At 36.8% G+C, this 26,511-nt stretch carries 28 protein-coding genes; 13 read left to right on the top strand and 15 right to left on the bottom strand.

What is annotated here, in order from left to right; all coding sequences use genetic code 11:
* Positions 1-58 precede the first annotated feature (58 nt).
* Both PLI06_01920 and PLI06_01915 read left to right on the top strand, forming a co-directional pair.
* Positions 59-883, top strand: coding sequence for an ATP-binding cassette domain-containing protein (locus tag PLI06_01920; protein HOI76355.1), 825 nt, complete (start codon positions 59-61; stop codon positions 881-883).
* Complete coding sequence (locus PLI06_01915; protein HOI76354.1) at positions 880-1,683, top strand: ATP-binding cassette domain-containing protein; 804 nt, start codon at positions 880-882, stop codon at positions 1,681-1,683. Before PLI06_01920 ends, PLI06_01915 begins: the two co-directional genes overlap by 4 nt.
* Positions 1,684-1,976: 293 nt before the next feature.
* Here the strand turns inward: PLI06_01915 and PLI06_01910 are convergent, their stop codons facing one another.
* From PLI06_01910 to PLI06_01900, 3 genes are read right to left on the bottom strand one after another with little or no spacing between them, the layout of a single operon-like run.
* Complete coding sequence (locus PLI06_01910) at positions 1,977-3,017, bottom strand: DUF2117 domain-containing protein (protein ID HOI76353.1); 1,041 nt, start codon at positions 3,015-3,017, stop codon at positions 1,977-1,979.
* Positions 3,011-4,366 (bottom strand): phosphoglucosamine mutase, encoded by a 1,356-nt coding sequence (glmM, locus tag PLI06_01905; protein ID HOI76352.1) that lies wholly within the window; start codon positions 4,364-4,366, stop codon positions 3,011-3,013. The genes PLI06_01910 and glmM overlap by 7 nt, the downstream gene beginning before the upstream one ends.
* 4 nt (positions 4,367-4,370) lie before the next feature.
* The gene (locus tag PLI06_01900; GenBank protein HOI76351.1) at positions 4,371-5,615 is read right to left on the bottom strand and encodes a putative sugar nucleotidyl transferase; all 1,245 of its coding nucleotides are present in this window, start codon (positions 5,613-5,615) and stop codon (positions 4,371-4,373) included.
* 92 nt (positions 5,616-5,707) lie between these two features.
* Here PLI06_01900 and hycI point away from each other — a divergent pair, with 92 nt between their 5' ends.
* Complete coding sequence (gene hycI, locus PLI06_01895) at positions 5,708-6,211, top strand: hydrogenase maturation peptidase HycI (protein ID HOI76350.1); 504 nt, start codon at positions 5,708-5,710, stop codon at positions 6,209-6,211.
* On the opposite strand, the gene PLI06_01890 is transcribed toward hycI, so the two are convergent.
* Positions 6,177-6,653, bottom strand: a complete 477-nt coding sequence (locus PLI06_01890; GenBank protein ID HOI76349.1) for a DUF2226 domain-containing protein — start codon at positions 6,651-6,653, stop codon at positions 6,177-6,179. The two genes, hycI and PLI06_01890, sit on opposite strands and share 35 nt — an antisense overlap.
* A gap of 17 nt (positions 6,654-6,670) precedes the next feature.
* Positions 6,671-7,159 carry a hypothetical protein gene (locus PLI06_01885; GenBank protein ID HOI76348.1) on the bottom strand — a complete coding sequence of 163 codons (489 nt, stop codon included), beginning with the start codon at positions 7,157-7,159 and terminating at the stop codon, positions 6,671-6,673.
* A 126-nt stretch (positions 7,160-7,285) separates the two neighbouring features.
* Here PLI06_01885 and PLI06_01880 point away from each other — a divergent pair, with 126 nt between their 5' ends.
* The 3 genes from PLI06_01880 (at position 7,286) to PLI06_01870 (ending at position 9,531) form a co-directional block, all read left to right on the top strand.
* Positions 7,286-7,813 carry a DUF6125 family protein gene (locus tag PLI06_01880; protein HOI76347.1) on the top strand — a complete coding sequence of 176 codons (528 nt, stop codon included), beginning with the start codon at positions 7,286-7,288 and terminating at the stop codon, positions 7,811-7,813.
* Entirely contained in the window at positions 7,792-8,031 is a 240-nt protein-coding gene (locus PLI06_01875) for a hypothetical protein (GenBank protein HOI76346.1), read from the top strand. Before PLI06_01880 ends, PLI06_01875 begins: the two co-directional genes overlap by 22 nt.
* 213 nt (positions 8,032-8,244) lie before the next feature.
* Entirely contained in the window at positions 8,245-9,531 is a 1,287-nt protein-coding gene (locus PLI06_01870; GenBank protein HOI76345.1) for a phenylacetate--CoA ligase, read from the top strand.
* Between the two features lie 31 nt (positions 9,532-9,562).
* On the opposite strand, the gene PLI06_01865 is transcribed toward PLI06_01870, so the two are convergent.
* The 9 genes from PLI06_01865 to PLI06_01825 form a co-directional block, all read right to left on the bottom strand.
* Positions 9,563-11,212 carry an FAD-binding protein gene (locus PLI06_01865; protein ID HOI76344.1) on the bottom strand — a complete coding sequence of 550 codons (1,650 nt, stop codon included), beginning with the start codon at positions 11,210-11,212 and terminating at the stop codon, positions 9,563-9,565.
* 8 nt (positions 11,213-11,220) lie between these two features.
* Positions 11,221-11,907, bottom strand: a complete 687-nt coding sequence (locus PLI06_01860; protein ID HOI76343.1) for a 4Fe-4S dicluster domain-containing protein — start codon at positions 11,905-11,907, stop codon at positions 11,221-11,223.
* 2 nt (positions 11,908-11,909) lie between these two features.
* Entirely contained in the window at positions 11,910-12,788 is an 879-nt protein-coding gene (locus PLI06_01855; protein ID HOI76342.1) for a CoB--CoM heterodisulfide reductase iron-sulfur subunit B family protein, read from the bottom strand.
* Positions 12,788-13,192 (bottom strand): 4Fe-4S dicluster domain-containing protein, encoded by a 405-nt coding sequence (locus PLI06_01850; protein ID HOI76341.1) that lies wholly within the window; start codon positions 13,190-13,192, stop codon positions 12,788-12,790. The genes PLI06_01855 and PLI06_01850 overlap by 1 nt, the downstream gene beginning before the upstream one ends.
* Positions 13,192-14,649, bottom strand: a complete 1,458-nt coding sequence (locus PLI06_01845) for a Ni/Fe hydrogenase subunit alpha (GenBank protein HOI76340.1) — start codon at positions 14,647-14,649, stop codon at positions 13,192-13,194. The genes PLI06_01850 and PLI06_01845 overlap by 1 nt, the downstream gene beginning before the upstream one ends.
* Positions 14,646-15,617, bottom strand: a complete 972-nt coding sequence (locus tag PLI06_01840) for an oxidoreductase (GenBank protein ID HOI76339.1) — start codon at positions 15,615-15,617, stop codon at positions 14,646-14,648. Before PLI06_01840 ends, PLI06_01845 begins: the two co-directional genes overlap by 4 nt.
* Complete coding sequence (locus PLI06_01835; GenBank protein HOI76338.1) at positions 15,614-16,036, bottom strand: hydrogenase iron-sulfur subunit; 423 nt, start codon at positions 16,034-16,036, stop codon at positions 15,614-15,616. The genes PLI06_01840 and PLI06_01835 overlap by 4 nt, the downstream gene beginning before the upstream one ends.
* Positions 16,037-16,041: 5 nt before the next feature.
* The gene (locus PLI06_01830) at positions 16,042-18,027 is read right to left on the bottom strand and encodes a CoB--CoM heterodisulfide reductase iron-sulfur subunit A family protein (GenBank protein ID HOI76337.1); all 1,986 of its coding nucleotides are present in this window, start codon (positions 18,025-18,027) and stop codon (positions 16,042-16,044) included.
* Positions 18,028-18,186: 159 nt separating this feature from the next.
* Positions 18,187-19,938 (bottom strand): ABC transporter ATP-binding protein, encoded by a 1,752-nt coding sequence (locus PLI06_01825; GenBank protein HOI76336.1) that lies wholly within the window; start codon positions 19,936-19,938, stop codon positions 18,187-18,189.
* Positions 19,939-20,275: 337 nt separating this feature from the next.
* Between PLI06_01825 and PLI06_01820 the strand changes: the two genes are divergently transcribed.
* The 7 genes from PLI06_01820 (at position 20,276) to PLI06_01790 (ending at position 25,696) form a co-directional block, all read left to right on the top strand.
* On the top strand, positions 20,276-21,157 hold the full coding sequence (locus PLI06_01820) for a fumarate hydratase (protein HOI76335.1): 882 nt from the start codon (positions 20,276-20,278) through the stop codon (positions 21,155-21,157).
* A gap of 4 nt (positions 21,158-21,161) precedes the next feature.
* The gene (locus PLI06_01815) at positions 21,162-21,758 is read left to right on the top strand and encodes a FumA C-terminus/TtdB family hydratase beta subunit (protein HOI76334.1); all 597 of its coding nucleotides are present in this window, start codon (positions 21,162-21,164) and stop codon (positions 21,756-21,758) included.
* Positions 21,759-21,766: 8 nt separating this feature from the next.
* A complete protein-coding gene (locus PLI06_01810) occupies positions 21,767-23,122 on the top strand; it encodes an NADP-dependent malic enzyme (protein ID HOI76333.1) in 1,356 nt (451 codons plus the stop codon).
* Positions 23,123-23,230: 108 nt separating this feature from the next.
* Positions 23,231-23,965: an A24 family peptidase C-terminal domain-containing protein gene (locus PLI06_01805; protein HOI76332.1), complete on the top strand. Its 735-nt coding sequence runs from the start codon at positions 23,231-23,233 to the stop codon at positions 23,963-23,965.
* A gap of 156 nt (positions 23,966-24,121) precedes the next feature.
* Positions 24,122-24,373, top strand: coding sequence for a hypothetical protein (locus tag PLI06_01800; protein ID HOI76331.1), 252 nt, complete (start codon positions 24,122-24,124; stop codon positions 24,371-24,373).
* Positions 24,374-24,382: 9 nt separating this feature from the next.
* Positions 24,383-24,727 carry a response regulator gene (locus tag PLI06_01795; GenBank protein HOI76330.1) on the top strand — a complete coding sequence of 115 codons (345 nt, stop codon included), beginning with the start codon at positions 24,383-24,385 and terminating at the stop codon, positions 24,725-24,727.
* A gap of 45 nt (positions 24,728-24,772) precedes the next feature.
* Entirely contained in the window at positions 24,773-25,696 is a 924-nt protein-coding gene (locus PLI06_01790) for a transglutaminase-like domain-containing protein (protein HOI76329.1), read from the top strand.
* On the opposite strand, the gene cas4 is transcribed toward PLI06_01790, so the two are convergent.
* Positions 25,693-26,499 carry a CRISPR-associated protein Cas4 gene (gene cas4 / locus PLI06_01785; protein HOI76328.1) on the bottom strand — a complete coding sequence of 269 codons (807 nt, stop codon included), beginning with the start codon at positions 26,497-26,499 and terminating at the stop codon, positions 25,693-25,695. The two genes, PLI06_01790 and cas4, sit on opposite strands and share 4 nt — an antisense overlap.
* Positions 26,500-26,511: the final 12 nt, after the last annotated feature.

Genomic DNA, 26,511 nt, shown 5'->3' with positions numbered 1-26,511 from the left:
CCCCTCTCCAAATTCAATTGATGTAAAGTTTATAAAGATTGTTGGAAACTCTGTTGTAATGATTGAGATTAACAATCTTCATTTTAAATACCATTCCCAAACTGAACAGGTCCTCAAAGGAATAGACCTTAGTATAAAAAAAGGTGAATTTGTCTCAATCATCGGACCGTCTGGCTGTGGAAAATCAACTCTTTGCCTTACATTAAATGGTATAATACCTAAGACCATAAGTGGTGATTTTTCGGGAGATGTCATTATAGATGGAATCAATACAAAGGACAGAGAAGTAAGCGAATTCTCAAGAAGAGTCGGCATGATACTACAAAATCCTGAATCCCAACTTTTTGCAATGACTGTTGAAGAAGAGTTGGCATTTGGGCCTGAAAATTTGGCTGTTCCGAGAGAAGAAATTGAAGAGAGAATATCTTGGGCGCTATCCATTGTTAATATGGGGGATAAGAGGGAGGAGTTTCCTGGAAATTTATCGGGTGGACAAAAACAGAGAATAGCGATAGCAGCTTCTCTCACAATGAAGCCCGATATTCTTGTACTTGATGAGCCAACGAGCCAACTCGATCCAGTTGGAAAAAGAGAAGTTTTTTCAGTTTTAAAAGAACTTCACGAAAAAGAAAAAATGACAATAGTCTTAGTTGAGCATAGAACAGAACCTATAGCAGAGCTTTCTGACAGAGTAGTTGTAATGGACAAAGGTTCAATAGTCTTGGAAGGAACTCCAAAAGAGGTTTTTGAGAAAGTTCCTCTTCTAAGGGAACTTGGAATAATGGTTCCTGACATTAGTTACCTTACATATCTCCTAAAAGAAGGAGGATATGTTAAGGATATAGCACTAACAGTTGAGGAAGGTAGGAGGCTCTTCATATGAATTCAATTGATGTCAAAAATCTTCATTTTACCTATCCAGAATCAAAAGAAATAATAAAAGGCGTCAACTTATCTGTAAAGAAAGGTGAATTTATTTCTCTTGTAGGCCAAAATGGAAGTGGAAAAACAACATTAGCGAAGCATTTCAATGGCCTCTTAAGACCTAGCAAAGGCAAAGTCTTCATTCTTGGAGAAGATACTAAAAATTCTTCAATTGCAGAGCTCTCAAGAAAAGTTGGCCACCTTTTCCAGAATCCTGAAAATCAAATCTTTGAAGAAACTGTATTTGCTGAAATAGCTTTTGGCCCTAAAAATCTTAATCTCCCAGAGGGAGAAATAGAAGCTAGAGTTGATAAAGTCTTAAAGACAACTAGGCTTTCTAAGTACCGAGATACCCACCCGCTGTCACTTTCTGGGGGAGAGAAACAGAGATTAGCCCTTGCATCTGTTGTTGTAATGGAACCGCAAATTCTTGTTTTGGATGAGCCTACAACAGGTCTTGATTTGTTATCAATTATGGGAATTTTAGAAATAGTAAAAGAACTCCACAAGAAAAATGTTACAGTTATTTTGATAACTCACGATATGGGCCTTGTATCGGAGCTATCTGAAAGGGTAGTTGTAATGGGAAACGGCCAAATCATTGGGGATGGAACTCCAAAAGAAATATTTGCAGATGATGACTTATTAAAAAGAGCAAGCCTTGAACCGCCGCAGATTATGAAATTCTCCAAGATATTAGGATTAAAACCTGAAGTAAAAGTGGACGCACTATACAAGAGAATTGTAGAAACTCTTTGATTTCTTTGCCATCCTCCTTATTTTTCATAATCCTTAATTTAGTTTTCAGTTATTGATATTTATTATTTTAAATATTAATTTACATTAATTATAAAAATAATTACTATTATCGAAAGATTTATAAAACAATAATGTTCAATACATCTATCACACTGGAGGTGAAGTGTATGAGAAAAATTATTGGATATGTTGCTGCAGGTGCCATATTGGCTACAGTATCAGCAGCAGTCGTTATAAAACAGAAAAAGAAGGAAATAAAACACAAGTAAGATGCTAAAATATTATCTAATGTTTTAGTATTCAATTTTTCTTATTATTTCTTTACCCAAATATTTTTCAATGTTATCTTTTAGTTTCTGGAAATCATATTTTATAGCAATTTTATCTCTAAAAAATTGAGATTGAATTTTGTCCCCAGCTATATCGTCTCCTTCTACTTCAAAAAGAACTGAGCCTTTATGGAAGTGTTCTCCTTTAATGACACCATCTTTATCCCCATCAACTATACCAATCAAAGGCACCCCAAACCTTTGCAGGATATAACCTGAAATTCGTGTTGTGTCGTCACCAACTGTTACGGCCCCGGATAAGTTTGATAGATTTCTATATATTGAGTATGAATCGTGATTTATAAAAAGAATATGCTTTCCATTTAATTTTCTTATGATAAACTCTTCTCTTGCTTCAAATCCAATTGTGCTATCTATCTTTAAGGAAAATATATCTACTTCCTTTATTTTTTCTAATCCATGTTTTTTTATCTCTACTCCTTGTATCCGCTCAATCTGATTATCCTTGACATATACCTTGACGTCCTCATCAAAAATTTTGCCAACTACAAGACCATTGAATAATAGAAGCTCCCCAGGCTTACACCCTCTTATACGTCTTACAAGATAATTATCGTCTACTGTGACATCAATGCCTTTGCTAGTGGGCTCTTCTTTAAATCCAAGTGAAATCAAATAAGGCTTAATATCTGAAAGCCCCGATTTGACTTGAAAAAGAGAGCTAGTATTAATATCAATGCCTAAGATTTCACCTTTGAAATCTGCCCTTTCCCCTATTGCCCCAAGAAAAGTCCTAGCAGTTTCAATTGATCTTGCTTTCAACACAAGTAAGACTGAATCAAATCCTTTAAGCTCTGAGATTGCAACTGAGGGTCTTTTAAAAATGAGTTCAACACCTTCTATGCCACTATCCAGCAGTGAAGTTATCCCCATAGTTCCAACAATATATGGCTTTAAGTGATATCTACTACTTAATTTATCCAAAATATCTTTACTTCTATCGTCATAAAAAATATCAATTCCGTGAAATAAAAGAACTAACATGACACTTTCATCAAATTCTTTGTTTCTTCTACAAGCTTATTTGCCTTTTCCATACTCTTAGATTCCGCTATAATTCTGACAATGGGCTCTGTATTTGATGGCCTGATGTGTATCCAAGAATCATCAAGATCAAACTTTAATCCATCTATGTCACTATATGGGTAACCTGTGAAAAACTCCTTTAGATAAGATAGATTTTTCTCAAAAGACTCTCTTGAAATGGCTATTTTGTCTTTTAGCATATAATACTTTGGAAGCTCAGATACTATTGAAGAAAGGTTTAACTTAGATTTTGATAATCCCAACATAATCAATGAAATGGCAGAAAGAGAGTCTCTCGCATATTGCACCATAGGAAGTATTACGCCCCCATTTCCTTCTCCTCCGATTGAGGCATTGACCCTTATCATTTCTTCTACAACATTTATCTCTCCAACTTTTGATCTTACAACTCTTCCGCCATTTGATGAAACTACATCATCCAGTGCTCGCGTGGTTGAAAGATTTGTGACAACAGTTTTATTTTGTGGATTCATATGTTCTATAAAAAATTTTGATGCAAGAACAAGCGTGTTTTCCTCTCCAATGTATTGACCTTTTTCGTCTAGTATGGCGACTCTATCGGCGTCCCCATCTAGCGCAAAGCCAATGTCTATATCTCCTTTTTCTCTTATGAAATTAGAAAAAGAAGTGAGATTTTCTTTTAGGGGTTCAGGATTTCTAGGAAAAGACGCTTTAACGTCACAATTTTGTTTTATTACCTTAAATCCAAGTTTCTCAATGAACGAGGGTAGAAATTCTGAGCCTGCAGCATTACAAGCGTCGATTGCTACAGTAAAATTATCTTTACCAAAACAGTCGAAATCAATCTTTTCAAGAACTGAATTCATATGGAGTTCTTTTGCATTTGAATCATGAAATAATTTTCCAAGTTTATCGTAAGCCTGATACTTAAAATTTTTTTCTTCCAGATTTTTTTTAATGATTGTGATCTTTTTTTCGTTAAAGAATATACCATTGCTCTCAATGAATTTTAATCCGTTCCATTTCTCGGGGTTGTGACTAGCAGTAATCGATATACCGCCCGAAGCATTTTTTATTTTTGTTATAAATTGCACCGTAGGGGTAGGTGCAATTCCAATATCAATTATATCGAACCCCGAAGCTTGAAGTGAAGAAATGACGGCATTCTTTACCATATCACCAGATATCCTTGAATCATTGCCAATAACAACTTTACCTGAAGGAATCTCTTTTGCAAAAGAGGCCACATAATTGCATACGAGCTTTGGAGATAAACCTTCGCCCACTATACCTCTAAGACCAGAAACTCCAAATATTACGTCCATCTATTCACCTTAAGGAAAATTTATTGGGAGATACGCCACAACTATTTCTTTCATCTTTTGTGAGTTCAAATATTTTTTTCATCATTTCTTCATACTCTTTTGTCAAAATAATTCCACGCCTTCCTGCCGCCCTAGAATAAGTTGTTATTGCAGAATCAAAAAATAGCTCCGAAGGTTCTGATCCAAGTGATTTTGCCCACACACAAAAACTTGGAACATCTTTAGAGATTGTACCATGAATGTGGGCTGCAAATCCAATCTTTTTCCCAGTATAAATCATTGTTCCAATGGAAGATTTCGCATTATCCCCTATTACACATCCAAAAAACTGCTGCCCGGAATCAATTATTTTCCCGGCAATTTTGTATTTTATTGTTCCGTATGTATCTTTTAAATCGCTGTTTGATGTGCCTGCTCCAAGATTAACCCATTCCCCTAAGTAAGAGTGACCAATAAATCCATAGTGCTGCTTGTTGGAATAGCCGTGAAAAATAGATTCTTCTATCTCGCCTCCAATCTTACATACGTTTCCAATCGAACATTCCTGGATTCTGCCACTTTTGATGAGGCAGTTCGCCCCAATATAAGTTGGCCCAGCAATTCTAGAAAAGGCCCGAATATCGGTATTGTTACCAATATATATTGGCCCATTTCTTACGTCAAAGACAATGTTTTTTTCTGCTTCAACGCCCTTGCCAACAAAAACTAGGTTCTTATCGCCTGTGATATCGATATCAAGATAATTTTTACATTTGTCGGAACAGTAAATAGAGAATTCTCTCTTAATCTCATTACTGTTTTCATTTATTATGTCCCAGGGATATTTAATTAGTATAGTATTTTGTATCTTGAATTCTTTTAATCCTCTTGCTACTAACTTTTCAATATCTTGGTATCCAGAAATATTTATAGTACCCAATGATTTTTCATTTAAATAAATAAATGCGATTTCATTATTAACATAGTATATTCCTTCTTCCTTGATCTCTGGTCTTTCTTTCATTATTAATCTTCCATTAATAAAGAGTATATCTCCTTTGATTGATTCTTTCAGAGAAAGACCATTCTCAGAAGATAAATATTTCAGATAATCCCTCATCAATACGTAGGGAGTTGCCTCAGGAAAGAAAAATTCAATTTTTTCCCTCAGATTTTTAAATCCACATCTCAGCTCAAAAACAGGCCTTGAATACGTAAGGGGTAAAAAATTCTCGTAAATGCTATCTTCAAATATACATATGTTGTCCAAATAATCCCCTAATAATTTTTAATATGTATACATTTAAAAGTTGTGATTAAAATAAGAAAATCAGTTAGAATAACCTTCGGAAGTTAGATTAGATGCAAGCTCTTGAAATATTTCTTAAAGAAATTCTTAAAAAAAAACTGGCTATGCTGGGCGTAGGCAGCGAACTTAGAGGCGATGATGGTGTGGGGCCATATCTTTCTGAAAAGCTTTCGGGTTTTAATAGTGAATCTTTTCTCAGCATAAATGGTGATTTAGTCCCAGAAAATTTTACTCGTGATTTGAGAAAATTTCAACCTGACAACATAATCATAATAGATGCGGCATTCATGGGGAAATCTGCAGGCGACATTGAAATTGTCAAAATAAATGAATTAACAGGGATCTCTTTTTCATCTCATTCAATGCCCCTATCAGTCTTAGGAAAATATCTCTCACAAGAAATTGGAGCGAATGTCTACATTCTTGGGATACAGCCCATTTACATTGATTTTGGAAGCGAATTATCTCTAGAAGTAAGAGAGTCAGCCGATAAAATATTTGAAATGATTAAAGAAGAGCTATCTAATCGCCATTCATTTTCTCTAAAAGATTTGTAATTTCCGAGTCACTCATCTCTTTAATTCTGTATTTTTTCAATAGTTGATCTCGCTGATTTGTTACTTCAGGCTCCTCTAAATTGATATCTTTAATAATTACACATTCTGGTCGAGATATCTTCACTATGCCAATGTCGTTTGACGTAAGTCTTACAACAGAAATTCCACAACGGTGAAATTCAAAAGGAACATCAAATCTACACTCATTACCGTAAAAGATAGTTCCAGAACCAAGTAATTTAAGTTCTCCGCCTACAATTTCACCATCAGATAAAATCACTTTAATTTCTTCTTCATATTCCCCTTTGTCAGCTAGTATCCTTACATACCCAGTAAACTTGTCAATATCATTAAGGACTTCTTTGACGAAATCATTAAGTGAATTTGCCTTCATGTTATATTTCACTAATGTCTTTATTATGTGCCCTTTGGGGAGTTTCATATCAATACCTTAAATATTCAATCTTTAAATCTTTCGAAAGATACAAGGCAAGGCGCATTTTCATTAAATTCAAAATTATATTTGTATTTTAGGGATTCTCCTTCAAAATTGTAATCAAGGGCACCAAGTAATGTTATTGCTCTAAGACATGCAATTTCCTTTTGTTCTCCAATTAGTTTCTTGCAGTGAAATTTATAGGGGCATTGAATGGCCTTAAAAGTAAAATTTTTATCATCACCAGCAAATTCGAAGTCATCTGGATTAAAAAATTGAGCGGTAACAAGTGCATCAATGAACATCTTAACCGTATTGTAGGGGCTCAGCCCTTTTTGGAACTCCATCCCAAGTTCTCCCCAAGACTCTATGAAAGGGCGTATTGCAATTGTGCCCCATTTCCTGTAAAATAGCTTAGGCCTATCAAAAAACACGTTGGCTGTTGATTCAACACCATAAAGCCATGCATTCATAATTACTTGAGTAAATCTTAACTTCCTATCTACAGTCATTTTTCTCTACCTCAATAATTTTATTAGGTTAATATCTATACAACTCTTATTTATTTAAGTCTTACTAAAGCGGAATAATTAAATTTAAATTAAAGAATTTATTAAAACTTCTGAGAGGCTGGACAAATGAAAATCTCAAGAAATGAAGATCTAAAAATGCTTTCGTCGCTTGATGAATGGGAATTAATTGACCTTTTACTTTTTAATATAAAAAACCTATGGAGAGTAGATGGCCTCTATTTTTTAGGTATCGAAGAAAGATTTGGAGCGCAGGCTGCTACGGATATCGATGTTAAGTGTTGGGATTATCTAGCAGAAATTGAGTCTAAGTATCTAAAACAGATGTTTTCACTAGAACCAAACCTGGAAGGGCTTGCAAAAGCATTGAGATTTACAAGTTGGGCGCTTGATCACCCTTCAAAAGAAATAGAAATTAAGGATGGGGTGCTAACCTTTCGGATAACAGACTGCCATACACAAAAAACTAGAAGAGAAAAAGGTCTGCCCCAATTTTCATGTAAAAATGTAAGATTAAATTATCTAAAAATTTTTGTTGAAAATTTCTCCCCAAACATTGACGTATGTTGCAATTTATGCCCCCCTGATGAACACCCGGAGAATGTTTGGTGTGAATGGCGTTTTACAATGAAATAACGATAGAAAAGGTTAAAAATGAGGCTAGCCTAAAAATTCAAAGTGAGCTTATGACTACGTGGAAAAATACTTCAAACGACCTAGTGAAATGTCCTAAATGCGGCTTTGTCTTTTCAAAACAGTATTCAAGGGTGGTGTCATGCCAAACATGTCCGATGGCAACTTCGGGATGTGTTATGATAAAATGCCCTAGATGTCAAGAAGAGTTCTATCCATAGAAGCCCACAATAATAATATTCCTAGTAGTTATATTAATACCGAAAAATATATAAAGAAATATATAAAAAAAATTTTATGGGGGAGAGATAATATTCCGATTATGATTACCCTCCTTTATGTCCAAAAGATTCCATCAGAATTGCCCTTTTGGGCTCTCTCCTCCTAAAAATGAGGTAGATACCTTGCAATATTGGGATGAAAAGATAGAAACGATGAAAAGAGATGAACTGGAAGCATTCCAGCTAAAACATCTTAAACATATATTAAATCATGCTTATAACAATAGTGAGCACTATCGGAATAGTTTTGAAGACGCCGGAGTATCGCCCAATGACATTAATTGTCTTTCTGATATTCAAAAACTTCCAACTATTCAAAAAGATAATATTAGGAAGGATCAAGAACTAACTCCCCCTTTGGGGAAAATGACAGCCGTTCCCGAGAATGAGGTAGTGTATATCTCAGTTTCAAGCGGTTCCACAGGGATGCCAACAGCTTCCCCTTTCACTTATCAAGATTTTGAAGATTTTATGGATTTTGAAGCAAGATTGTTTTATTCATCTGGCATGAGAAACAATGATAGGTATTGTCATGCATTAAACATGTCTCTTTTTGTTGGGGGGCCGTGTGTCTTGGGCGCACAAAAGATTGGGGCGTTATGCATACATGCAGGCACAATACCGTCAGAAAGGTTGCTTAGGATAATGATGCAGTTCCAGCCAACAATTACTTGGACAACACCTTCCTACGCATGGTATCTTGGAGAAACTGCAGAAAAACAGGGAATTGATGTAGCCCATGACACGGCCATAGGCAAAATTTTTGTTGCTGGAGAACCGGGTGGTTCGATTGATGCAACAAAAAAGAGAATTGAGCAGCTTTGGGATGCAGATGTATATGACTATTATGGATTGTCCGATATATTTGGGGCTTGCGCCGGAGAGTGTGAAGAGAAGTCAGGGCTTCATTTTGCTGAAGACCATATGATTGTTGAGGTATTAGATTTAAAGACAGGTGAACCTGTTGGGGAAAATGAAGAGGGAGAAATGGTACTCACGACAATCAAAAAGATGGCAAGACCAATGATAAGATTTAGAACTGGCGATATAGTTTCATATGAAACAGATAGATGTGCATGCGGAAGAACCCATAAGAGATTAATGGGAATATGCGGAAGAACAGATGATATGCTTATCATAAAAGGGGTAAATGTATTGCCTTCAAGTGTCGAACCGGTTGTAAGAGGCAACAAGAAGTTATCAGGAGAATATAGACTAGTGGTGGACAGAGTAAATCACCTTGACGTCTTGACTATCGAAATCGAAAGCATGTGCGAGTACAAAGGAGATGTGAAACTATTAGAGAGGGAAGTCCAGCGAGACCTTAGGGCAGTTTTAGGCATAACTCCAAAAGTGCTAATATATGAAGATGGCACATTACCAAGAGAAACCCATAAAGCAAAAAGGATTAAGGACAATAGAAAAAACGTCTGGAAATAAAATTTTATTTATATTAAAAATTAAAATTTTTTTAGAATATATCTATTGCTCTTGACATTACATTTTTTCCCCTATATTCTGGAAGAATCATGGGTGATTTTCTGCTTTCTGGTACCCCTACTTTTTTCAATTCTTTAGAATATTTTGTGACGTGGGATAATGTCAATTTTCCAATAGATGCTTTCTTTGCGTATCTTGCTGCGGAAATCCCCGCCCTTCTACCAAAAACAGAATAGTCAAGGAGAGAGTTTCCCATAAGCCTGTTCTTTCCATGAACTCCGCCTGTGACTTCTCCACCAGCAAATAGTCCTTTTAATTCTGTGGCGCCATTTGAATCAATCACGACGCCGCCATTTTGGTAGTGCAATGTAGGAAATACCAGTATAGGATCCTCTACCATGTTTATATCAAATCTCTTAAACATTCTATACATAGCAGATAGTTCCCTTTCAGTAACACCTTCACCTTTTATCATGTTGATCATTGGTGAGTCAAGCCATACTCCCTGCATCCCGGTAGGCGTTTCTACTCCTCCGCCTGCCCCATAACATTCTTTTATGAAGGCTGCACTTTCTACATCCCTTGGTTCTAATGGATGCACAAACATTTCACCCTCTCTGTTCAGAGGCTGCGCACCAAGCCCCCTGACCTTTTCAGTTATTAGAAGGCCAACTATCTGTTCTGGAAAAGCTGCTCCCGTGGGGTGGTACTGCACAGAATCCATGTCTCTGAGTCTTGCTCCACACCTGTAAGCCATTGCAGGCCCATCAGCAGTTGCACCATAATGATTTGTTGTGGGAAATCCCTGGATGTGAAGTCTTCCAAATCCCCCAGTTGCCATAATTGTGGCCTTGGCCCTGACAACGTAATACTGGTGAGTTTCTATATTGAAAAGAACTGCTCCGGCAACTTGGCCTTTGTCGTCCATCAAAAGTTCTATTGCAGGCGAAAATTCAACAGCAGGGATTGATAGATTAATAAATTCATCCCTGATAACTCTAAGTAGTTCCATTCCCGTATAGTCTTTGGCAGAGTGCATTCTTTTCCTTGAAGTTCCTCCCCCATGAATAGTAATCATTGTTCCATCTTTTTCCTTGTCAAACATAACCCCTTTTCCTTCAAACCATTTTATTATTGCGGGGCCATCAGAAACTAACGCTTCAACAAGTTCAGGGTCATTTGCAAAGTGCCCCCCTCCTATAACATCAAGATAATGAATTTCAGGAGCGTCATTGGATTTGTCTGCTGCCTGTATGCCGCCTTGAGCCATAATAGAATTGGAGTCGCCATGTCTGAGCTTAGTTGTCATAAGAATATTCTGAGGGTCTATACCTTCATAGGTGGCCCAGATGCCTGCCATTGTTCCTGCGCCTCCTCCCCCAATAATAAGAAGGTCAACGTCATAGTCGATATTGGAAAGATCAATATCTTTTTCAGAAATACGAGAGTAGGACTCAATTAAATCTGCAACTTCAAAAGGGACTATCTCGCCTTTTGAATTCCCTACTGAAAGCGTTCTTTTGACTTCAGGTTTATAATCAGGATGATACTTATTTAGGACATCGTCTCTCTCTTCCATAGACATCTGTTGATATTTTTCTTTCAGTCTTTTTTCTCGGGTCTTTTCAACCATTTCAATGGATTCCCTCATAGACTCCGGATAACCTTTTATTAGCTTCATCAAATCACCTACTCAGTCACCCTCTTCTTGTAAAGGTCTTTTATCTCTGCAAGCTTCAAGATTTTTAGCTTTGAAATTTCTTTTTTTGAAACTCCGTTGTTTAATTTTGCCACCGCCTCTTCAGTATGTATCGCTTTTGGAGCAACAAATTTTCCATTCAATCTTCTTGCAAGCTGCCCAACATGATATTGGGTAATCTCAGCAGGACATCTAAAAGCGCAAAGACCACACTGGACGCAATCAAATGAGAGGATGGCTGCCTTTTCTATATCTCCTCTTAATGAAGCCTGAACATAATCCATTACTTTTAGCTCTTGGGGGCATACCTTTGTGCAACTGTTGCAACTGATACATCTCGCTATTTCAGGATACTCCTTTAGAAGTGCATTGTGGGCTATATTGAGTTTTTCCATATCATACTTTTTCTTATTAGCAGGCGTAAATGGCAACTGGACGAGATACATTCCATCATCAACTGTAGTCTGGCACGCCAGAGCAGATTTTAATTTGTAGTCATCTTTTAATCTGTAAATAGTTGCGCATGCTCCACAAAAACCGGCCCTGCAACCTGCACCTCTAGTATACCTATAGCCTGCATATTCCATGGCTTTCATCAGGGTTAAGCCTGATGGAACTTTATACTCCTTACCCATAATAAATACACTTACCAATGGGATCTGATTTTTTTCAGCCAACATTACCCCCCTCTTTCTTCTAATTTATCTTTAATGAACTTATAGTCCTTCAAATAATTCTCATTATTATCTGAAAGTGAAATAATTAATAATTCTGATAGATAAATAACAGGAGTCTGGTGATTTATTTTTCCTTTTTCAAACAGACTCTTCTGTCCCGTTGTTAGATTGTACTGGCAAAGCGGGCATGGGGTGACAATTACATCGGCCCCTTTGCTTTGAGATGTTTTGACTATTCTTTGAACACAATCAAGGACAGCCTCCTTGTTTGTTATAATTTGATGGGCACCGCAACATTCGACAGTCATCGGATTTTCAATTACTTTGGCCCCGAGCGCAGAAAGTATATCCCCCATCACGTGTGGAGCGTCTTGATCGTCAAATGCTATATTTTTTGGCCTTAAGAGCATACATCCATAATATGGGTCAACTTTTAGATTTGTAAGTGGAGTTTTTACTTTTTCTTTAATCTTTTCAAGCCCTATATCTTTATACAAAACTTCCAAAAAATGCATAATCTCGACATTTCCAAGATAGTCCTCTTCAGTGTCCATAAAAAGATTGATGTTATTGAGTTTGTCAGGATTTTTCTTATACATCAGATTGACCTGCTTTAAAACATTGTAGCACATAGAACAAAGTGTCACAAGTTTATTTGTTTTAAGCTCCCTCCCCATCTCTTGAGCCCTTATCAGAGTTCTTGTAGCTGAGAGATGATCGGCCATAACATCTGATGTGAGATTGTAGACAACACCGCAACATGTCCATGTAGGAAGCTCCTTTAGTTCAAATTCCAGAAGTTTTGCAACTTCTAAAGCTGCTTCTTCGTCCTTTTTTCCTGTAGTTTTTAGAGTACATCCCGGGTAGTAAGGATATTCCATCACCAAACCCCCTTCTTTATTGCTGCGACAATGGCCATCTGAGGTATTTCTTCAATCATCTTCTCTATAAATTCTTTTGAGTAAATATTGATAAAATCCTGTTTGTTTCTCAACATCACGTTTCTCAAAGCTTCCATTATCTTAGCTATATCAACGCTTCTTGGGCATCTCGCTGAACATGTAAAACATGCAGCACATACCCAGAAAGTGTTTTGGTCCAAAACTTCAAGGTCCCCCATCTGCACAAATCTTATTATCTTATTGGGAGCCATGTCCATGCTGTCAACAACAGGACATGTGGCTGAGCATTTACCGCACTGATAGCATTGGAATATATTCTGTCCAGATATTTCTTCTACATTTTTTCGTAGTTCCAATCCCTTTTCAGATACTGTGAAGACCACTATACGCCCCTCCCAATCCGTTTAAGAAGTGAGTTATCTTTGTTGTAAATGGATATCTCAATAGGTGATGTTCCAGGTAGGCAGTGTGTGGCGCATGCAAAACATGGATCATATGCCCTAAATGCCATTTCTACCTTATTGAGTATTCCATCGTTGACTTTTCCGTTTGAAATCATACCTTTTGCCGCATCCCTTACTGACATACATATGGCACCGGCGTTATTTGTAGTGGCAACTATCATATTCGCTTTTTCAATTCTTGCATCTTCAGTTAATTTATAATGATGGAATAGGGTCCCTCTTGCAGCCTCAACTACACCAACTCCTTCATTTGGAAGGCCAACCTTATTCCTAAGATCCTGTTTTAGGATATTTTTATCTCTGCTAAGTTCTAAGACTCTTTCAGAAGCGTAAAGTAACTCTATCAATCTTGCCCAATGGAATGCTAGTGTTGAATTGACAGGTTTTCCCAGTGTTTCAATCAACTCTTTATAGGCTTCGTTTGCAAGCGGAGTTGTAAATCCATCAATGACGTTTATCCTACCTAATGGCCCAACTCGGTAAATCCCGCTATCAACTCCACCTGTTAGTCCTTTCCATCCAATCTGCTTTAAGTAAGGATATTTCATATAGGTCCATGGCTCGACGTGCTCTTCGATATACTCAAAATATTGGCTTCCATCAAAACAGGCAAATTCTTCATTTGTTGGGCTTTTTACTCTTATCATGCCATCATAGAAGTTTAGATTATTATGTTTATCAACAATCCCCATGTTATAAGTTTCAAGAGTGTACGCATCACTTTTGATGAGATCAAGATACGCCTTATTTTTCAGTACAGTATCTTTGAAAAAATTTAAGGTGAACTCTGAGAACTTCACGCAAGATTCGGCCATCGACTCAATTTCATTTCGTTCCTCTTCATTCAATCCTTTTGAAATACCCCCAGGAAGACCACAGACAGGGTGGGTGGGTTTACCGCCGAGGATCCTTGTTATCTTCTGCCCATATGCTCTGTGTTTTATTACTTCCTTACCTATTTCAACGCCAACTTTTCCTATAACCCCTATTATGTTTCTATCTCCTTTTGGCGCATCCGGCCCAACAACAAAGTCAGGCCCGCCAAGGAAGTAAAAGTGGAGTATATGGTCATATATCACATACCCACAGTACATTAACTCCCTAAGTTTCTTCGCTGTTTCAGTGGGCTGTGTGTTAAAAGCATTGTCTAATGCCTTAGTTGATGCGAAATGATGAGCTACTGGGCATACACCACAAATCCTTGATGTAATCTGAGGCATGTCCTCTGCAAGCCTGCCCTCGCTGAACTTCTCAAAACCTCTAAGTTCAGGTATCTGGAGGTAAGCATTCTCAACATTTCCACTATCATTTAGAAAAATCTCAATTTTACCGTGGCCCTCGAGTCTTGTTATTGGATCTATTGTAATTCTTTTCATTTTATCACCTTTCTCTTAATTAAGGATGAAGCAAGCGAATACCTGTAAAATGTACCAACTGGGTCTTTAATCTTAGAAACTAATTCTTCCACCTTTTTCTCATCAAGTTCGGTCTCATTCTCAACTGCCAATACTGAAGCTAAGGCAGAGATCATCTTTGCACCTTGGTCTGTTACTTCAGGGGTCTTCCCAAAGCAACCTGTGCAAGGCATGTTTCCTTTGATGCACTGATGCCCACAACCAGACCTTGTTGCAGGGCCCATACATATTATGCCTTGATCAAGGAAGCACTTTTCTGGATCAGCTTCCTTCTCATAAACTCTGTAAATAGTTTCAATTGTTTTATCCTTCTTTTTTCTAGGGCATTCATCGCACAAAGCTTTTACTGGAGCTAAAACTGCTCCTTTTGGCGGCAAATCCCCAGTCAAGAATTTATTAAAGGCGTCCTCTACAATATTTGGCGTTGGAGGGCATCCGGGGATATAATAATCAACATCAACAACCTGATCAAGAGTTTTTACAGTATCATAAAATTCAGGGATATGAATCTCCCCTTCCTTGACATCGAAAGAAGGCTGAGGTAAAATGTTATCTTTATTTATTGTCGTTTCTGTCTCTTGATATGCCCGATCGAATATCAGTTTTTTGTTAAATAGATTTGCTAAGGCAGGTATACAGCCCTCATGTGCGCATGAGCCAAATGCAACTAGAATCTTAGATTTATTTCTAAGTAACTTTGCAAGCTCTTCATTTTCACTAGTCCTTATGGCGCCGTTAAAAAAGCAGACGTCGATAGATTTGTCCTTCATTTTTTTCAAATCTTCATATTTGGTGTCCATGGCTACAGGCCACATCAAGATATTTGCTTTTTCAATTACATCCAGTATCTTTTCATTGATATCTAAAACAGCAATTTCGCAGCCGCCACAGGAAGCAGCCCAGTAAAATGCTATGTTGGCTTTATTCATTTTGATTCCTCCAGATTCAGTGGAGAGGGGCCAATCTCTTTTAGTTTAATGACCATATCATTTACGACTTCTCTAAACTTGTTTCCTTCGCTTGCTGATATCCATTCTAGTCTTAACCTCTCCTCTTCTAATCCCATATCGTTTAGTAGCATCTTAAGAAGTTTTACCCTTCTGAGTGTTTTATAATTGCCTTGTGCATAATGGCAGTCACCAGGATGGCAGCCACCAACAAGAACACCGTCAGCGCCTTTAGCAAATGCATCAAGGACAAAAGATGGATCTACCCTGCCTGAACACATTACTCGTATAGGAACGGCATTTGGGGAAAACTTTAATCTTGAAACTCCCGCAAGGTCTGCTCCGGCATAAGTGCACCATTTGCATAGGAAAGCTATAATTTTAGGTTCAAACTCTTTCATAAAATCTACTCCAGTATAACCTCAATCATCTTAAACATGTTTTTTGATTCATCGTTTCTCATTGCAGCTGCTCCGCTTGGACAAGCAGATGCACATGTGCCACAACCTTGGCATAGGGCCTCATTTAATTTAGACCTCTTTATTTCCTTGCCATCTTTATTGGTAATTTCTCCCTCTAATGCCCCGTAAGGACAAAGCGTAATGCATACTCCACACCCACTGCATACATCTTCATTAATCTCACAAATCAAGGGCTCCTTCTGTAGTAAGTCAGAGGAAAACATCGAAAGTATTTTGGATGCAGCTGCCCCTGCCTGAGAAACTGATTCAGGAATATCTTTTGGGCCTTGGGCAGCACCTGCAAAAAATATGCCAGATGTCATGCTTTCAACCGGCCTTAATTTTGGATGGGCCTCCTTTAAAAATCCATTTTCATCTACAGATATTTTGAGTTTTTGCTTGAGTTCGATCATCCCAGAAGCTGGCTCGATTGCCATAGCCAGAACAGCAAGATCGGCTTTTATCTCTACTTTTTTACCTGTAAGAGTATCGACTCCCCATACGATGACTTTATCGCCATCTTCAAATATCTTTGAAACTTTACCTCTTGTGTATAAAGCATGATCTTCTTCTGTAGTCCTGTAATAAAACTCCTCATAGTCCTTTCCTGCAGTCCTAACGTCAATATAAAAAACATATGCATTTCCGTCATGAACCTTGTGTTTAAAGAGCATCGCATGTTTTGCAGTGTACATGCAACAAATCTTTGAGCAGTAAGGCTTGTGCTCTTCTATATCTCTTGAGCCAGCACACTGAACAAAGACAACGTCCTTCACAGGCTTACCATCTGAAGGCCTTATAATCTGCCCCCCTGTAGGGCCTGATGCAGAGAGCAGTCTTTCAAACTTAAGACCGCTAATAACATTAGGGTATCTGCCTCCACCGTAGTCTGAAAGATTCTCCAAAGGATATTCTCTGTATCCAGTTGCAACTACAATTGCGCCGGCTTCAACTTCCCTTAGTTCCTCTTGCATATCAAAATCAATTGCCCCTATTTTACAGACCTTTTCGCAGATTTTACATATACCTTTCTGGTAGTAAAGGCAGTTTTCTCTGTCTATTACCGGTTTGTTTGGAACGGCCTGTGGAAATGGCGTGAAGATGGCTGTTCTTTTTGCAAGACCTTCCTGAAACTCAGAAGAAACTTTTACTGGGCACTTGGTATAACAGTCGCCACACCCCGTGCAAAGATCCCAATTAACAGAAGTAGGTTTTTTCTTTATCTTCACTTTAAAGTTTCCAACATACCCACTAACATTCTCCACTTCAGAGAATGTCAAGAGCTCTATGTTTGGATGATTAGCAACTTCAACCATCTTTGGAGTTAAAATGCACTGAGAGCAATCAAGTGTTGGAAAGGTTTCTGATAGCTTTGCCATCTTTCCTCCAATTGATGAGTCCCTTTCAACAAGATAAGTTTTGTACCCGCCATTCGCAATATCAAGCGCAGCTTGTATCCCAGCAACTCCACCACCTAACACAACGGCTTTTTTAGTAATTGGAACCTCAATATCAGTAAGAGAGTTATCATTTTTGACCTTTTCAACAATGCTCTTAGTGATCTTAATTGCCTTTTCAGTAGCCTTGGCTTTATCTTCGTGGACCCAGCTACAGTGTTCTCTGATGTTAGAAATCTCGCATTGATATGGATTCAATCCCGCATTTTTTGAGTTTACACGAAAGGTTTTTTCATGAAGTGTTGGAGAGCATGCTGCAACGACGACACGATCAAGCCTTTCCTTCTCAATTGTCTCTCTCATAAGCTTTTGACCTGGATCTGAGCACATGTATATATAAGTCCCTGTATATGCGACTCCTTCCATTTTTGATATTTCTTGCGCTACTTTTTCCACATCAACTGACCCAGCAATATTGGAACCACAGTGACAAACAAAAACACCCACCCTAGGGGAAGAAGAGTTAGTATCCATTAAAAGTCATCTCGCTTATTTTGTACTATTAGTATAATTTTTCTAAATTTAAATGTTTTGGTTACAGAATCTTTGTTACTCGAATATTAATTAATAAATAAAAATAATTTCGGATATTATTCATAATTAAGTTATTTTCTCCGTATGACAAATATTTCTCTATTGTGATTTGTTAGAATTATCAATTTTTTTAATCTCTCCTTTATCAAAAACGTATACTGTATTGATAAAAGAAGGTATTTCGGGATCATGTGTTATCATGATTAAAGTTTTATTTTTACAAAATTCCTCTATGTTGTCAAAGAGTAAATTTTTAGTTCCTAAATCCAAGTGGGAAGAGGGTTCATCCAGAATAACAATTTCTGGATCCTCCAAAAATACTCTAGCTAGAGCGATACGTTGTTTTTGGCCACCTGATAATTTTGACCCCCTATCTCCAATTATATATTCATAAGAAATTCCTTTTTTATTTACAAAGTCATTACAACATGCCATTTTACATGCATTGTTCAATTTATCCTTCTGTATGTCTTTTTGACCCCAAGTAATATTTTCTTCAATTGTCCCATAAAACAGATACGGATCCTGCCCCATCCAACTTAAAATTTTGTGCCAACTTTCTTTTTTGATTTTTTGTATCTGTATGCCGTCTATAGTTAATTTGCCTGATTTGGGGTAAATCAGCCCCAATATTAAATCAATTAAGGTACTTTTGCCAACGCCAGTTGGCCCAAAAATAGCTATTTTCTCCCCCTTGTTTATAGTCAAATTAATGTTTTTTAGAACGTTCTTATCAGAATAGCTAAAACTGACATTTTTAAATTCAATTTTATCGTTGAAGTTGTTGATTATGGTATCGCCGTCTTTTTCAACATTCTGATACCCCTCATTAATCAATACATCAACTGCATTCATCGAAGGGATTTCAAATTTGATTCTGTAATATTCAGTTTGGATTGATTTCATATCACCGCTGAGCTTTAGAAAAACATATATCATTATCCCAATAACAGAGATTGGCACGTAAAAATAGGTCATAGTGAAATAAATAATCATTAAGATTGGTATAAAATTGGCAGGTTCATGCAGATAGGTGACATAGTTCATCTTGTCATTCATTTCATACCTTATCTTTGATAGATACTCTGTTTTTTCATATAGGAGCTTTCTGACAAAACTTTCCTTGGACATCGATTTGATATTTTTTAGGCCATCTAGGGAAGCTAGAGTTTCTTTCATAAAGAGGTTTCTTTGACTTAGGATAGTTGACCCGCTGTATCTTGCATTTTTTACTAGCCTTCCTAATATCAAAGTAACACCCCCTATAATTAAGAAGATCATTAGTGTAATTTCAAATGACAACAAAACTAAAAGTAGGATATAAACAAATAAAAGGAATATCAAAGGCAATAAATTTAGAGTTCTCAGATAGACATCCCTATCCTTTTCTATTTCATTTGTAAGAATATTTGTTATGTAACTTTTCATTGACCCATTGATGAAAATCCAATCGGAATACAAGATTATATCGCATATTTTTTTCCTTCTGCTTATCTCATACCACAATTTCTCCTTATTTATCAATGAGGCCAAGAATATATTTATCAAAGCTTTAATAATATAAATTAATGCGATCCCAATAAATAGAGAAAGAATCGTATATTCCACGTTTATGAGAGAATACGCTTTTTTTATATAGGATATAAGCTTAATATTAATATCATTAGATTGATTTAAGATTTGCTCCAGTGCAGGAACAAGTAAACTAATTGATAACATCTCAAAAAAACTCACAACAATCGACAATAGGATTATTATTGTTGATTGTTTTTTTCTCTTTTTGAACAAACTTTTTATCACAGACCTTACTGAATATTTTTCAGAAATTGTGATATCTTGATTTAACACCATTTGATCAGCTTGACAAAAACTACGTATATGTCTCAACTTTTAAGTATTAATTTAAATGTTTTGGTCAAAGTATCGTAAGGCGCCGAATAATAATCAATAAATAAAAATTAATCCGGATAAAATTGACAATAATTTTAATTATACCGGAGAAAATGTTCAGCGTATTTTCTATTAAATAAAAATTTGTATAATAATTTTATCTTTATTGATTTTTTATGTAGAAAAATTAATAATTTTCATACAAATGGTCAAATAATTATAGATATTTATCTAAACAATAATCTTTTTAAAGTGAAAAAACAATGTGTATACGGAACTCTATTTTTCGGGGGATTAAATGATAGATGAAACCCTAATAAAAAATACCGTAATTGAACTTCTAAAGGACTCTTCAACAAAGCTTCCTTTGGATGTCAAAAATGCCTTGGAAAAGGCTTATGAAATTGAAGAAGGACCTGCAAAGGCCCAATTAGAGGCTATACTAAAAAATATAAAAATGGCTGAGGAAACTTCAACTCCGATGTGTCAGGACACGGGCATTCACATATTTTTTGTTAAGATTGGTGATGTAGGGAATCCAAAACTTGAAAAAAAATTGGCCGGCATAATTGTTGACGGAGTGAGAGAAGCTACAAAAACAGTACCTTTGAGGCCTAATGCCGTTCACCCCCTCACAAGAAAAAATCCCGGAGACAATGTAGGGGATTATATGCCTTATATTAATTTTACTCCAATTGATTCTGATTATATAGAGATAACTGCAATGCCAAAAGGTGCAGGCAGTGAAAACATGTCAAAGGTAGCTATGCTAAATCCTTCTGATGGAATAAGGGGAATTAAAAAATTTGCTCTTGACACAGTAGTTAGTGCAGGATCAAAACCATGCCCACCCACAATAATCGGCCTTGGTATTGGAGGTAGTGCAGATATATCGATAAAGCTTGCAAAGATGGCATTATTAAGACCTATAGACAAAAGGCACTCAGATCCAACTGTGGCCACTTTAGAAAAAGAGTTGTTTGAAGCTTTTAATTCTCTAGGCATCGGAGTAATGGGGCTTGGTGGGAAGACTACTGTTTTAGGTGTCAATGCTGAGCTTGGCTACTGCCACACAGCATCACTTCCAGTTGCGATAAATGTCCAGTGCTGGGCAGGAAGAAAGGCAACTGCAAGAATTTACAAAGATGGGAGGGTAGAGCATCTGACCTACAAGAGGTGATATTATGGACAAGATACTAAATTTACCACTTGATGAAAAAACTGTTAGAGAGTTAAAGATTGGGGAAACAGTTTATCTTAATGGAGTTTTCTTTACCGCCCGAGATGAAGCCCATATGCATGCACTTGAGTATGCCAAGGAGGGTAAGAAAATCCCCTACGACTTTAAGGGTGCTGCAATCTATCACTGCGGGCCGATCATGGTAAAGCAAAATGACAAGTGGAGAGCAGTTGCGGCAGGTCCAACTACATCGACTCGAATGAATTCGCTTGAACCAGAGTTTATAGAGAAGTTTAAGGTTTCAGCAATAATTGGAAAAGGCGGAATGTCAAAGCCTACAGTTGATGCAATGAAAAAATTTGGATGTGTCTATCTTGCAATAACAGGTGGTGCCGCAGTTCTTGCCGCCAAGGGAATTAAAGAAGTACTTGGCGTAGAATGGTATGAGCTTGGGATGCCTGAAGCTTTATGGGTACTAGTTGGTGAGAAGTTTGGCCCACTGACAGTTGCAATTGATGCACATGGTAATAGCCTTTATGCCGATGTTGATAAGGAAGTTGAAAAAAATATACCAAGGGCAAAGGAGATATTAAAAATATAGGTGATTTAATGGAAAAACTTTCAAAGGAAGATCTGATTAAAAAAGCATCAAAACCGGCAGAAGATGCAATGAAACTACACCCATTTTACAAGGGAAAGATTGAGATTGCATCAAAAGTTTGTATAAGAGACTTCTCTGATTTTGCGATATGGTATACCCCCGGAGTTGCCGAGCCTTGTAAGGCTATCCACAAGAATAAGGAAGCCGTATTTGACCATACAAACAAGGGAAATGCAGTTGCTGTAGTGTCTGATGGAACAAGAGTATTGGGTCTTGGTAATATCGGACCAGAGGCCGCTATGCCAGTCATGGAAGGGAAAGCTCTTCTTTTCAAGTATCTTGGTGGAGTCGATGCGTATCCGATCTGCCTTGACACACGAAACCCGGACAAAATAATTGAAGTATGCAAACTGCTCAAACCCACATTTGGAGGAATTAATCTTGAAGACCTTGAAAAGCCAAAGTGCTTCTTTATCCTGGATAAATTAAGGGCCGATAAGGAAATGGACATACCGGTATGGCATGATGACCAACAGGGCACAGCTACTGTAGAAGTTGCAGGAGCGATTAATGCCTTAAAGGTCGTTGGCAAAAAACTTAGCGAAGCTAATATCGTACTTGTAGGAACAGGCGCCGCAAATATTGCAAGTTCAAGAGTCTTAGTTGCTGCTGGAGCAAAAAAGAAAAACATAACTGCAGTTGATTCAAAAGGAATCTTAAACGCAAACAGAAAAGACCTTGAGGCTGATAAAACAAATAATCCCTTCAAATGGGATCTATGCATCAATGCAAACAAGGAGCAGAGGAGTGGTGGGATAAAAGAAGCGCTTAAAGGAGCTGACATTTGTATAGCTGCATCAAAACCTGGCCCAGACACCATAAAAAAGGAAGAGGTAAGAGAAATGGCAACTGATGCAATCCTATTTGCATCCGCAAATCCTATGCCGGAGATTTGGCCGTGGGAGGCAAAAGAAGCTGGTGTTAGAATTGTTGGAACAGGAAGAAGCGACTTCCCAAATCAAATAAACAATTCAATTGTGTTCCCTGGTATTTTTAGAGGAGCTTTAGATGTTCGAGCAAAAACTATTACTGATGAAATGTGCGTTGCAGCTGCATTTGAAATTGCAAAGACAGCAGAGGACAAAGGTCTTTCTGATGAATACATAGTCCCCAAGATGAGCGAGTGGGAAGTATTCCCAAGGGAGGCTGTGGCCGTAGGCATGAAGGCAATTGAACAGGGCATTGCAAGAGTCAAATACAATAAAAACGAGCTTTATGAAATTGCCGAAAAAACCATCAAAAAGGCCAGAGATGAAACACACATGCTAATGAAGCATGGCATAATAGAAATGCCTCCTAAATAATTTTTTATTTTTTTAATGTAATTCCATATTCAATTTAAATTTTAATAGTTATTTTTTAGAGATAAAGAGATAATCAAACCTTTTAAATTCAATGTCTTAAATATCTTCATGGATTTATTTACCATTCTTAAAATATTCATCGGGGGGGTTGTCCTTTTTCATGCTTCTTATCTTGACATAAAAAAGAGAGAGATTGAAGAGTGGCACTGGATTATTCTTGCAATAATAGGATTTACTCATGCAATTTATCTTTCCTTTACATTTCAATCGTTTAGGCCCATATTGATTACTGGTGGAGTATTTTTACTAATGTTTGGACTTGCTCTTTTGTTATTCTATCTAGGGCTGTTTGGAGGAGGAGATGGAAAAATATTAATGGGCCTTGGAGCGCTTTTACCCTCCCTTCCCGGAAAAGAATATGCATTTGGACTATTTCCCGTATCAGTTTTTGATAATGCCTTAATCATCAGCCTTTTTCTCCCTATTTTGATTCTAGCATATAATTTATTTAGAAAGGATTCTCCAAAAGAATATTATTCAGGGAAGCTCAAAAAAATAGTTGCTATGATGGTCGGTTATAGACTAAAAACAGATAAATTGTCTGACAAATTTTATCCCTTAGAGGAGTTTAAAGAGGGAAAAAGAACAATCAGACTTTTCATTGGAGATTTGGATTTCGATGTCAAGAAGTATAAAGAAGAGTTGATTGAAAAAGGCATAGACAATCTTTGGGCGACTCCAGGTCTCCCATTTGTCGTGCCCATAACAATTGGGTATTTTATAGCTGTTTTATTTGGAGATGTTATGCTTAGAGTAGTTATGATTCTTATTTTATTAAAATGAGCATAATCTCGGGGCAATAATTCACCTAAAATAATAGCAATGCTTTTATACATTGACCCCTATCATAGTCAGTCCATGAAAAAGATTTTCAGTATCAAAATAGGCGGTTATCTAATTTCAATATTGATAATATTGATAATAGGAGTTTCCTATTTCATGCTGGGGGACAGATCTTTTTACATGGTTAGGGGTTCAGTTATAGCCTTTTTAGTGGCCGCAGTGATTCTCGAATACGTGTCATATAGGATTAGAAACGTGATTGACTACTTTAGAAACCCTCTGACAATAGTCATGGGTGTGGCAGACTCTTTGAAGGCTGAAAATCTACCACCAGGAGAGAGAGAACAACTGTTATTCCTGAAAAAAACTCTCGATAATATGGAAAAGATGTATAATGAAATTACATGAGGTATTAAAATGGTGAAAGTATTAATAGCCGAGGATTATTTGGAGCTTTTGGACTTTTATAAAATATCACTTGGTTACGAACTTCTTCTTGCAAAAGATGGAGATGAAGCATTTGAGATGTATATGAAACATAAACCCGACATAACTCTTATGGATCTAAAACTTCCAAAAAAGGATGGAATCGAGGTAATAAAAGAAATATTGGCGGTCGATCCAGATGCCAGAATAGTGGCCATTACAGCTTATGGCTACCTTGGACCCAAAGCTCTTGAAGCTGGGGCAAAAGATGTGATAAGAAAACCGTTTAAGATATCAGAGCTAAACGAATTAATTAATAAATATGCCAAGAAATAGACATTAGTAATAACTCTTAAATATATTAAATTATAGTTTATTTTAATGGTTTCGGAAAAGAATCAAAAAAAGAAAACTCCAAAGAAATGGTTCATAATTCCAGTTATTTTTATCGCTATGTTCATAGTGATAGACAATGTTTTTTTCACAGAGTATTATTCTAGTGGTCCCCCTCTACCACCGGTATTAGCTCAGAACGCAACAGATGATCAAGTTGAACAATACACTGAAAAGATTCAAGATTTAGAAAAACTTCTTTCCAGCGCCCAAGAAGAAAATGAAGAACTACTTGTTTATCAAGAACTATTTATTAATTCGCAGAAAAGATCGTCGCTGATTCTGCAGAGATATTCTACAAGAATAGAGAATAATATAGTTGAAGATCAGAGAGACATCGGAAAATTTATCACTCCAAATTCCGAAGGAATAAATCAATTAAATGAAAAAATCCCCTCTGGGAACTATCTCTTAAATTCATACGAGTACATCGTAGACAATTTTTACTACTATTATGACCCATTTACCCGGACTTCAGAAGGCACTCAGGAATGGACAAACATCAAGGCATATGATTTAAAAAATGATAAGTGGCTTGAAGTCAAACTCAGAGACTCTGTAACGACACAGAACTTCCCTGACATAATTTTCTACCCTGACGAAACTATAGATTTTGGAGGAGGGGATTGCGAAGATTTTGCTATTCTTTACACTTCAATGGCAATTACTAAAGGTTACTCTTCATATGTTTATATTGTAGATATAGATAAAGATGGGATACAGATACTTCATGCCATATCTACAGTAAACAACAGACTTCTTGTAGATATACCTTCAAAACTTTACATAGAAGGAAATAGTCAAGATGACCTTTTCATGAAATATATCAAAGCAATAAAAGCAGAAAGAGTTACAATAATCAATAGCTTCAATGATGAAGAGTTCTCAAACATAAAGAAAACTTACAGCTAGCTCCCCCAGCAGAATTCATTGTATCCGCATCGCTTACAGAAGTTCTTCCTATCCTTTCTAGGCTCCTTTTCTCCTTCAAGAAGTTCTTTTACTTTTGATAGTATATCCAGTACTTCCTTCTTGTCTTCGTCTTTAATCAGAAAAGGGATCCTCTGTTTGACCTGGTAATATTCTAAAAATCCCAAAGGTATTTTTATTCCTCTTTCTTTTTCTAAAAGCAGGGCATATGCTGAAACTTGTAGTTTTTCATGTTTTCTTATACCGTTTGAAAATAGCCCAGTTTTAAGTTCTACAGGAAATAAGTTTCCTTCTGAATCTTCTTCAAGCTTATCAATTTTTCCACTTAAACCCAACTCATTTGAGAATATCGAATACTCCATATCCTTCATCATGAAAAGATTTTTGTAAAGATTTTGGTCCTTGCCATAAAGACCTATGTATTTTTTGATCCGGATTGATTTCAAGAGCTCATCTTCCTTTAATTCTTCCTGGAGCTCTTTAATGAGTTCTAGGTAGTCTACGCCGGCATCTTTTAATTTTTCCTTGTTTTTTATCATTATATTCTTAATGACTCTTTTGGAATCTGCATAGAGAATCTTAAAGATTTCATCGATTCCCATTTTTTCATCTATTCGTTGATCAATTATTATCTTTTCTCTCAACATCACTTCTTCGTATATCTTGTGTATTATCGTTCCGGTTAGCATCTCAGGTGTTTGTGGAAGCGGGAGGCCTTTAATTTTTTTGAGGTATAGTTTATACGGACAGAATAGGTATTCAGTCAGGTCTGTAACATAAATCATATCTTTGGCCTC

Origin of the sequence: Methanofastidiosum sp. (assembly GCA_035362715.1) — an archaeon.
In the GTDB taxonomy this organism is placed as follows: Archaea; Methanobacteriota_B; Thermococci; order Methanofastidiosales; family Methanofastidiosaceae; genus Methanofastidiosum.
The sequence above is the reverse complement of the archived record's forward strand: the minus strand, read 5'-3'. Positions and strand labels throughout refer to the sequence as shown.

Bases quoted from the DNA above. Each gene is read 5' to 3' on its own strand.
- PLI06_01855 (HOI76342.1), bottom strand. From the start codon at position 12,788: ATGGAATATCCTTACTACCCGGGATGTACTCTAAAAACTACAGGAAAA.
- PLI06_01825 (HOI76336.1), bottom strand. From the start codon at position 19,938: ATGGTGTTAAATCAAGATATCACAATTTCTGAAAAATATTCAGTAAGG.
- PLI06_01910 (HOI76353.1), bottom strand. From the start codon at position 3,017: ATGTTAGTTCTTTTATTTCACGGAATTGATATTTTTTATGACGATAGA.
- glmM (HOI76352.1), bottom strand. From the start codon at position 4,366: ATGGACGTAATATTTGGAGTTTCTGGTCTTAGAGGTATAGTGGGCGAA.
- PLI06_01920 (HOI76355.1), top strand. From the start codon at position 59: ATGATTGAGATTAACAATCTTCATTTTAAATACCATTCCCAAACTGAA.
- PLI06_01835 (HOI76338.1), bottom strand. From the start codon at position 16,036: ATGAAAGAGTTTGAACCTAAAATTATAGCTTTCCTATGCAAATGGTGC.
- hycI (HOI76350.1), top strand. From the start codon at position 5,708: ATGCAAGCTCTTGAAATATTTCTTAAAGAAATTCTTAAAAAAAAACTG.
- PLI06_01815 (HOI76334.1), top strand. From the start codon at position 21,162: ATGGACAAGATACTAAATTTACCACTTGATGAAAAAACTGTTAGAGAG.
- cas4 (HOI76328.1), bottom strand. From the start codon at position 26,499: ATGATTTATGTTACAGACCTGACTGAATACCTATTCTGTCCGTATAAA.
- PLI06_01890 (HOI76349.1), bottom strand. From the start codon at position 6,653: ATGAAACTCCCCAAAGGGCACATAATAAAGACATTAGTGAAATATAAC.
- PLI06_01795 (HOI76330.1), top strand. From the start codon at position 24,383: ATGGTGAAAGTATTAATAGCCGAGGATTATTTGGAGCTTTTGGACTTT.
- PLI06_01810 (HOI76333.1), top strand. From the start codon at position 21,767: ATGGAAAAACTTTCAAAGGAAGATCTGATTAAAAAAGCATCAAAACCG.
- PLI06_01840 (HOI76339.1), bottom strand. From the start codon at position 15,617: ATGAATAAAGCCAACATAGCATTTTACTGGGCTGCTTCCTGTGGCGGC.
- PLI06_01790 (HOI76329.1), top strand. From the start codon at position 24,773: ATGGTTTCGGAAAAGAATCAAAAAAAGAAAACTCCAAAGAAATGGTTC.
- PLI06_01885 (HOI76348.1), bottom strand. From the start codon at position 7,159: ATGACTGTAGATAGGAAGTTAAGATTTACTCAAGTAATTATGAATGCA.
- PLI06_01820 (HOI76335.1), top strand. From the start codon at position 20,276: ATGATAGATGAAACCCTAATAAAAAATACCGTAATTGAACTTCTAAAG.
- PLI06_01880 (HOI76347.1), top strand. From the start codon at position 7,286: ATGAAAATCTCAAGAAATGAAGATCTAAAAATGCTTTCGTCGCTTGAT.
- PLI06_01865 (HOI76344.1), bottom strand. From the start codon at position 11,212: ATGAAGCTAATAAAAGGTTATCCGGAGTCTATGAGGGAATCCATTGAA.
- PLI06_01800 (HOI76331.1), top strand. From the start codon at position 24,122: ATGCTGGGGGACAGATCTTTTTACATGGTTAGGGGTTCAGTTATAGCC.
- PLI06_01830 (HOI76337.1), bottom strand. From the start codon at position 18,027: ATGGATACTAACTCTTCTTCCCCTAGGGTGGGTGTTTTTGTTTGTCAC.
- PLI06_01845 (HOI76340.1), bottom strand. From the start codon at position 14,649: ATGAAAAGAATTACAATAGATCCAATAACAAGACTCGAGGGCCACGGT.
- PLI06_01805 (HOI76332.1), top strand. From the start codon at position 23,231: ATGGATTTATTTACCATTCTTAAAATATTCATCGGGGGGGTTGTCCTT.
- PLI06_01875 (HOI76346.1), top strand. From the start codon at position 7,792: ATGGCGTTTTACAATGAAATAACGATAGAAAAGGTTAAAAATGAGGCT.
- PLI06_01915 (HOI76354.1), top strand. From the start codon at position 880: ATGAATTCAATTGATGTCAAAAATCTTCATTTTACCTATCCAGAATCA.
- PLI06_01870 (HOI76345.1), top strand. From the start codon at position 8,245: ATGAAAAGAGATGAACTGGAAGCATTCCAGCTAAAACATCTTAAACAT.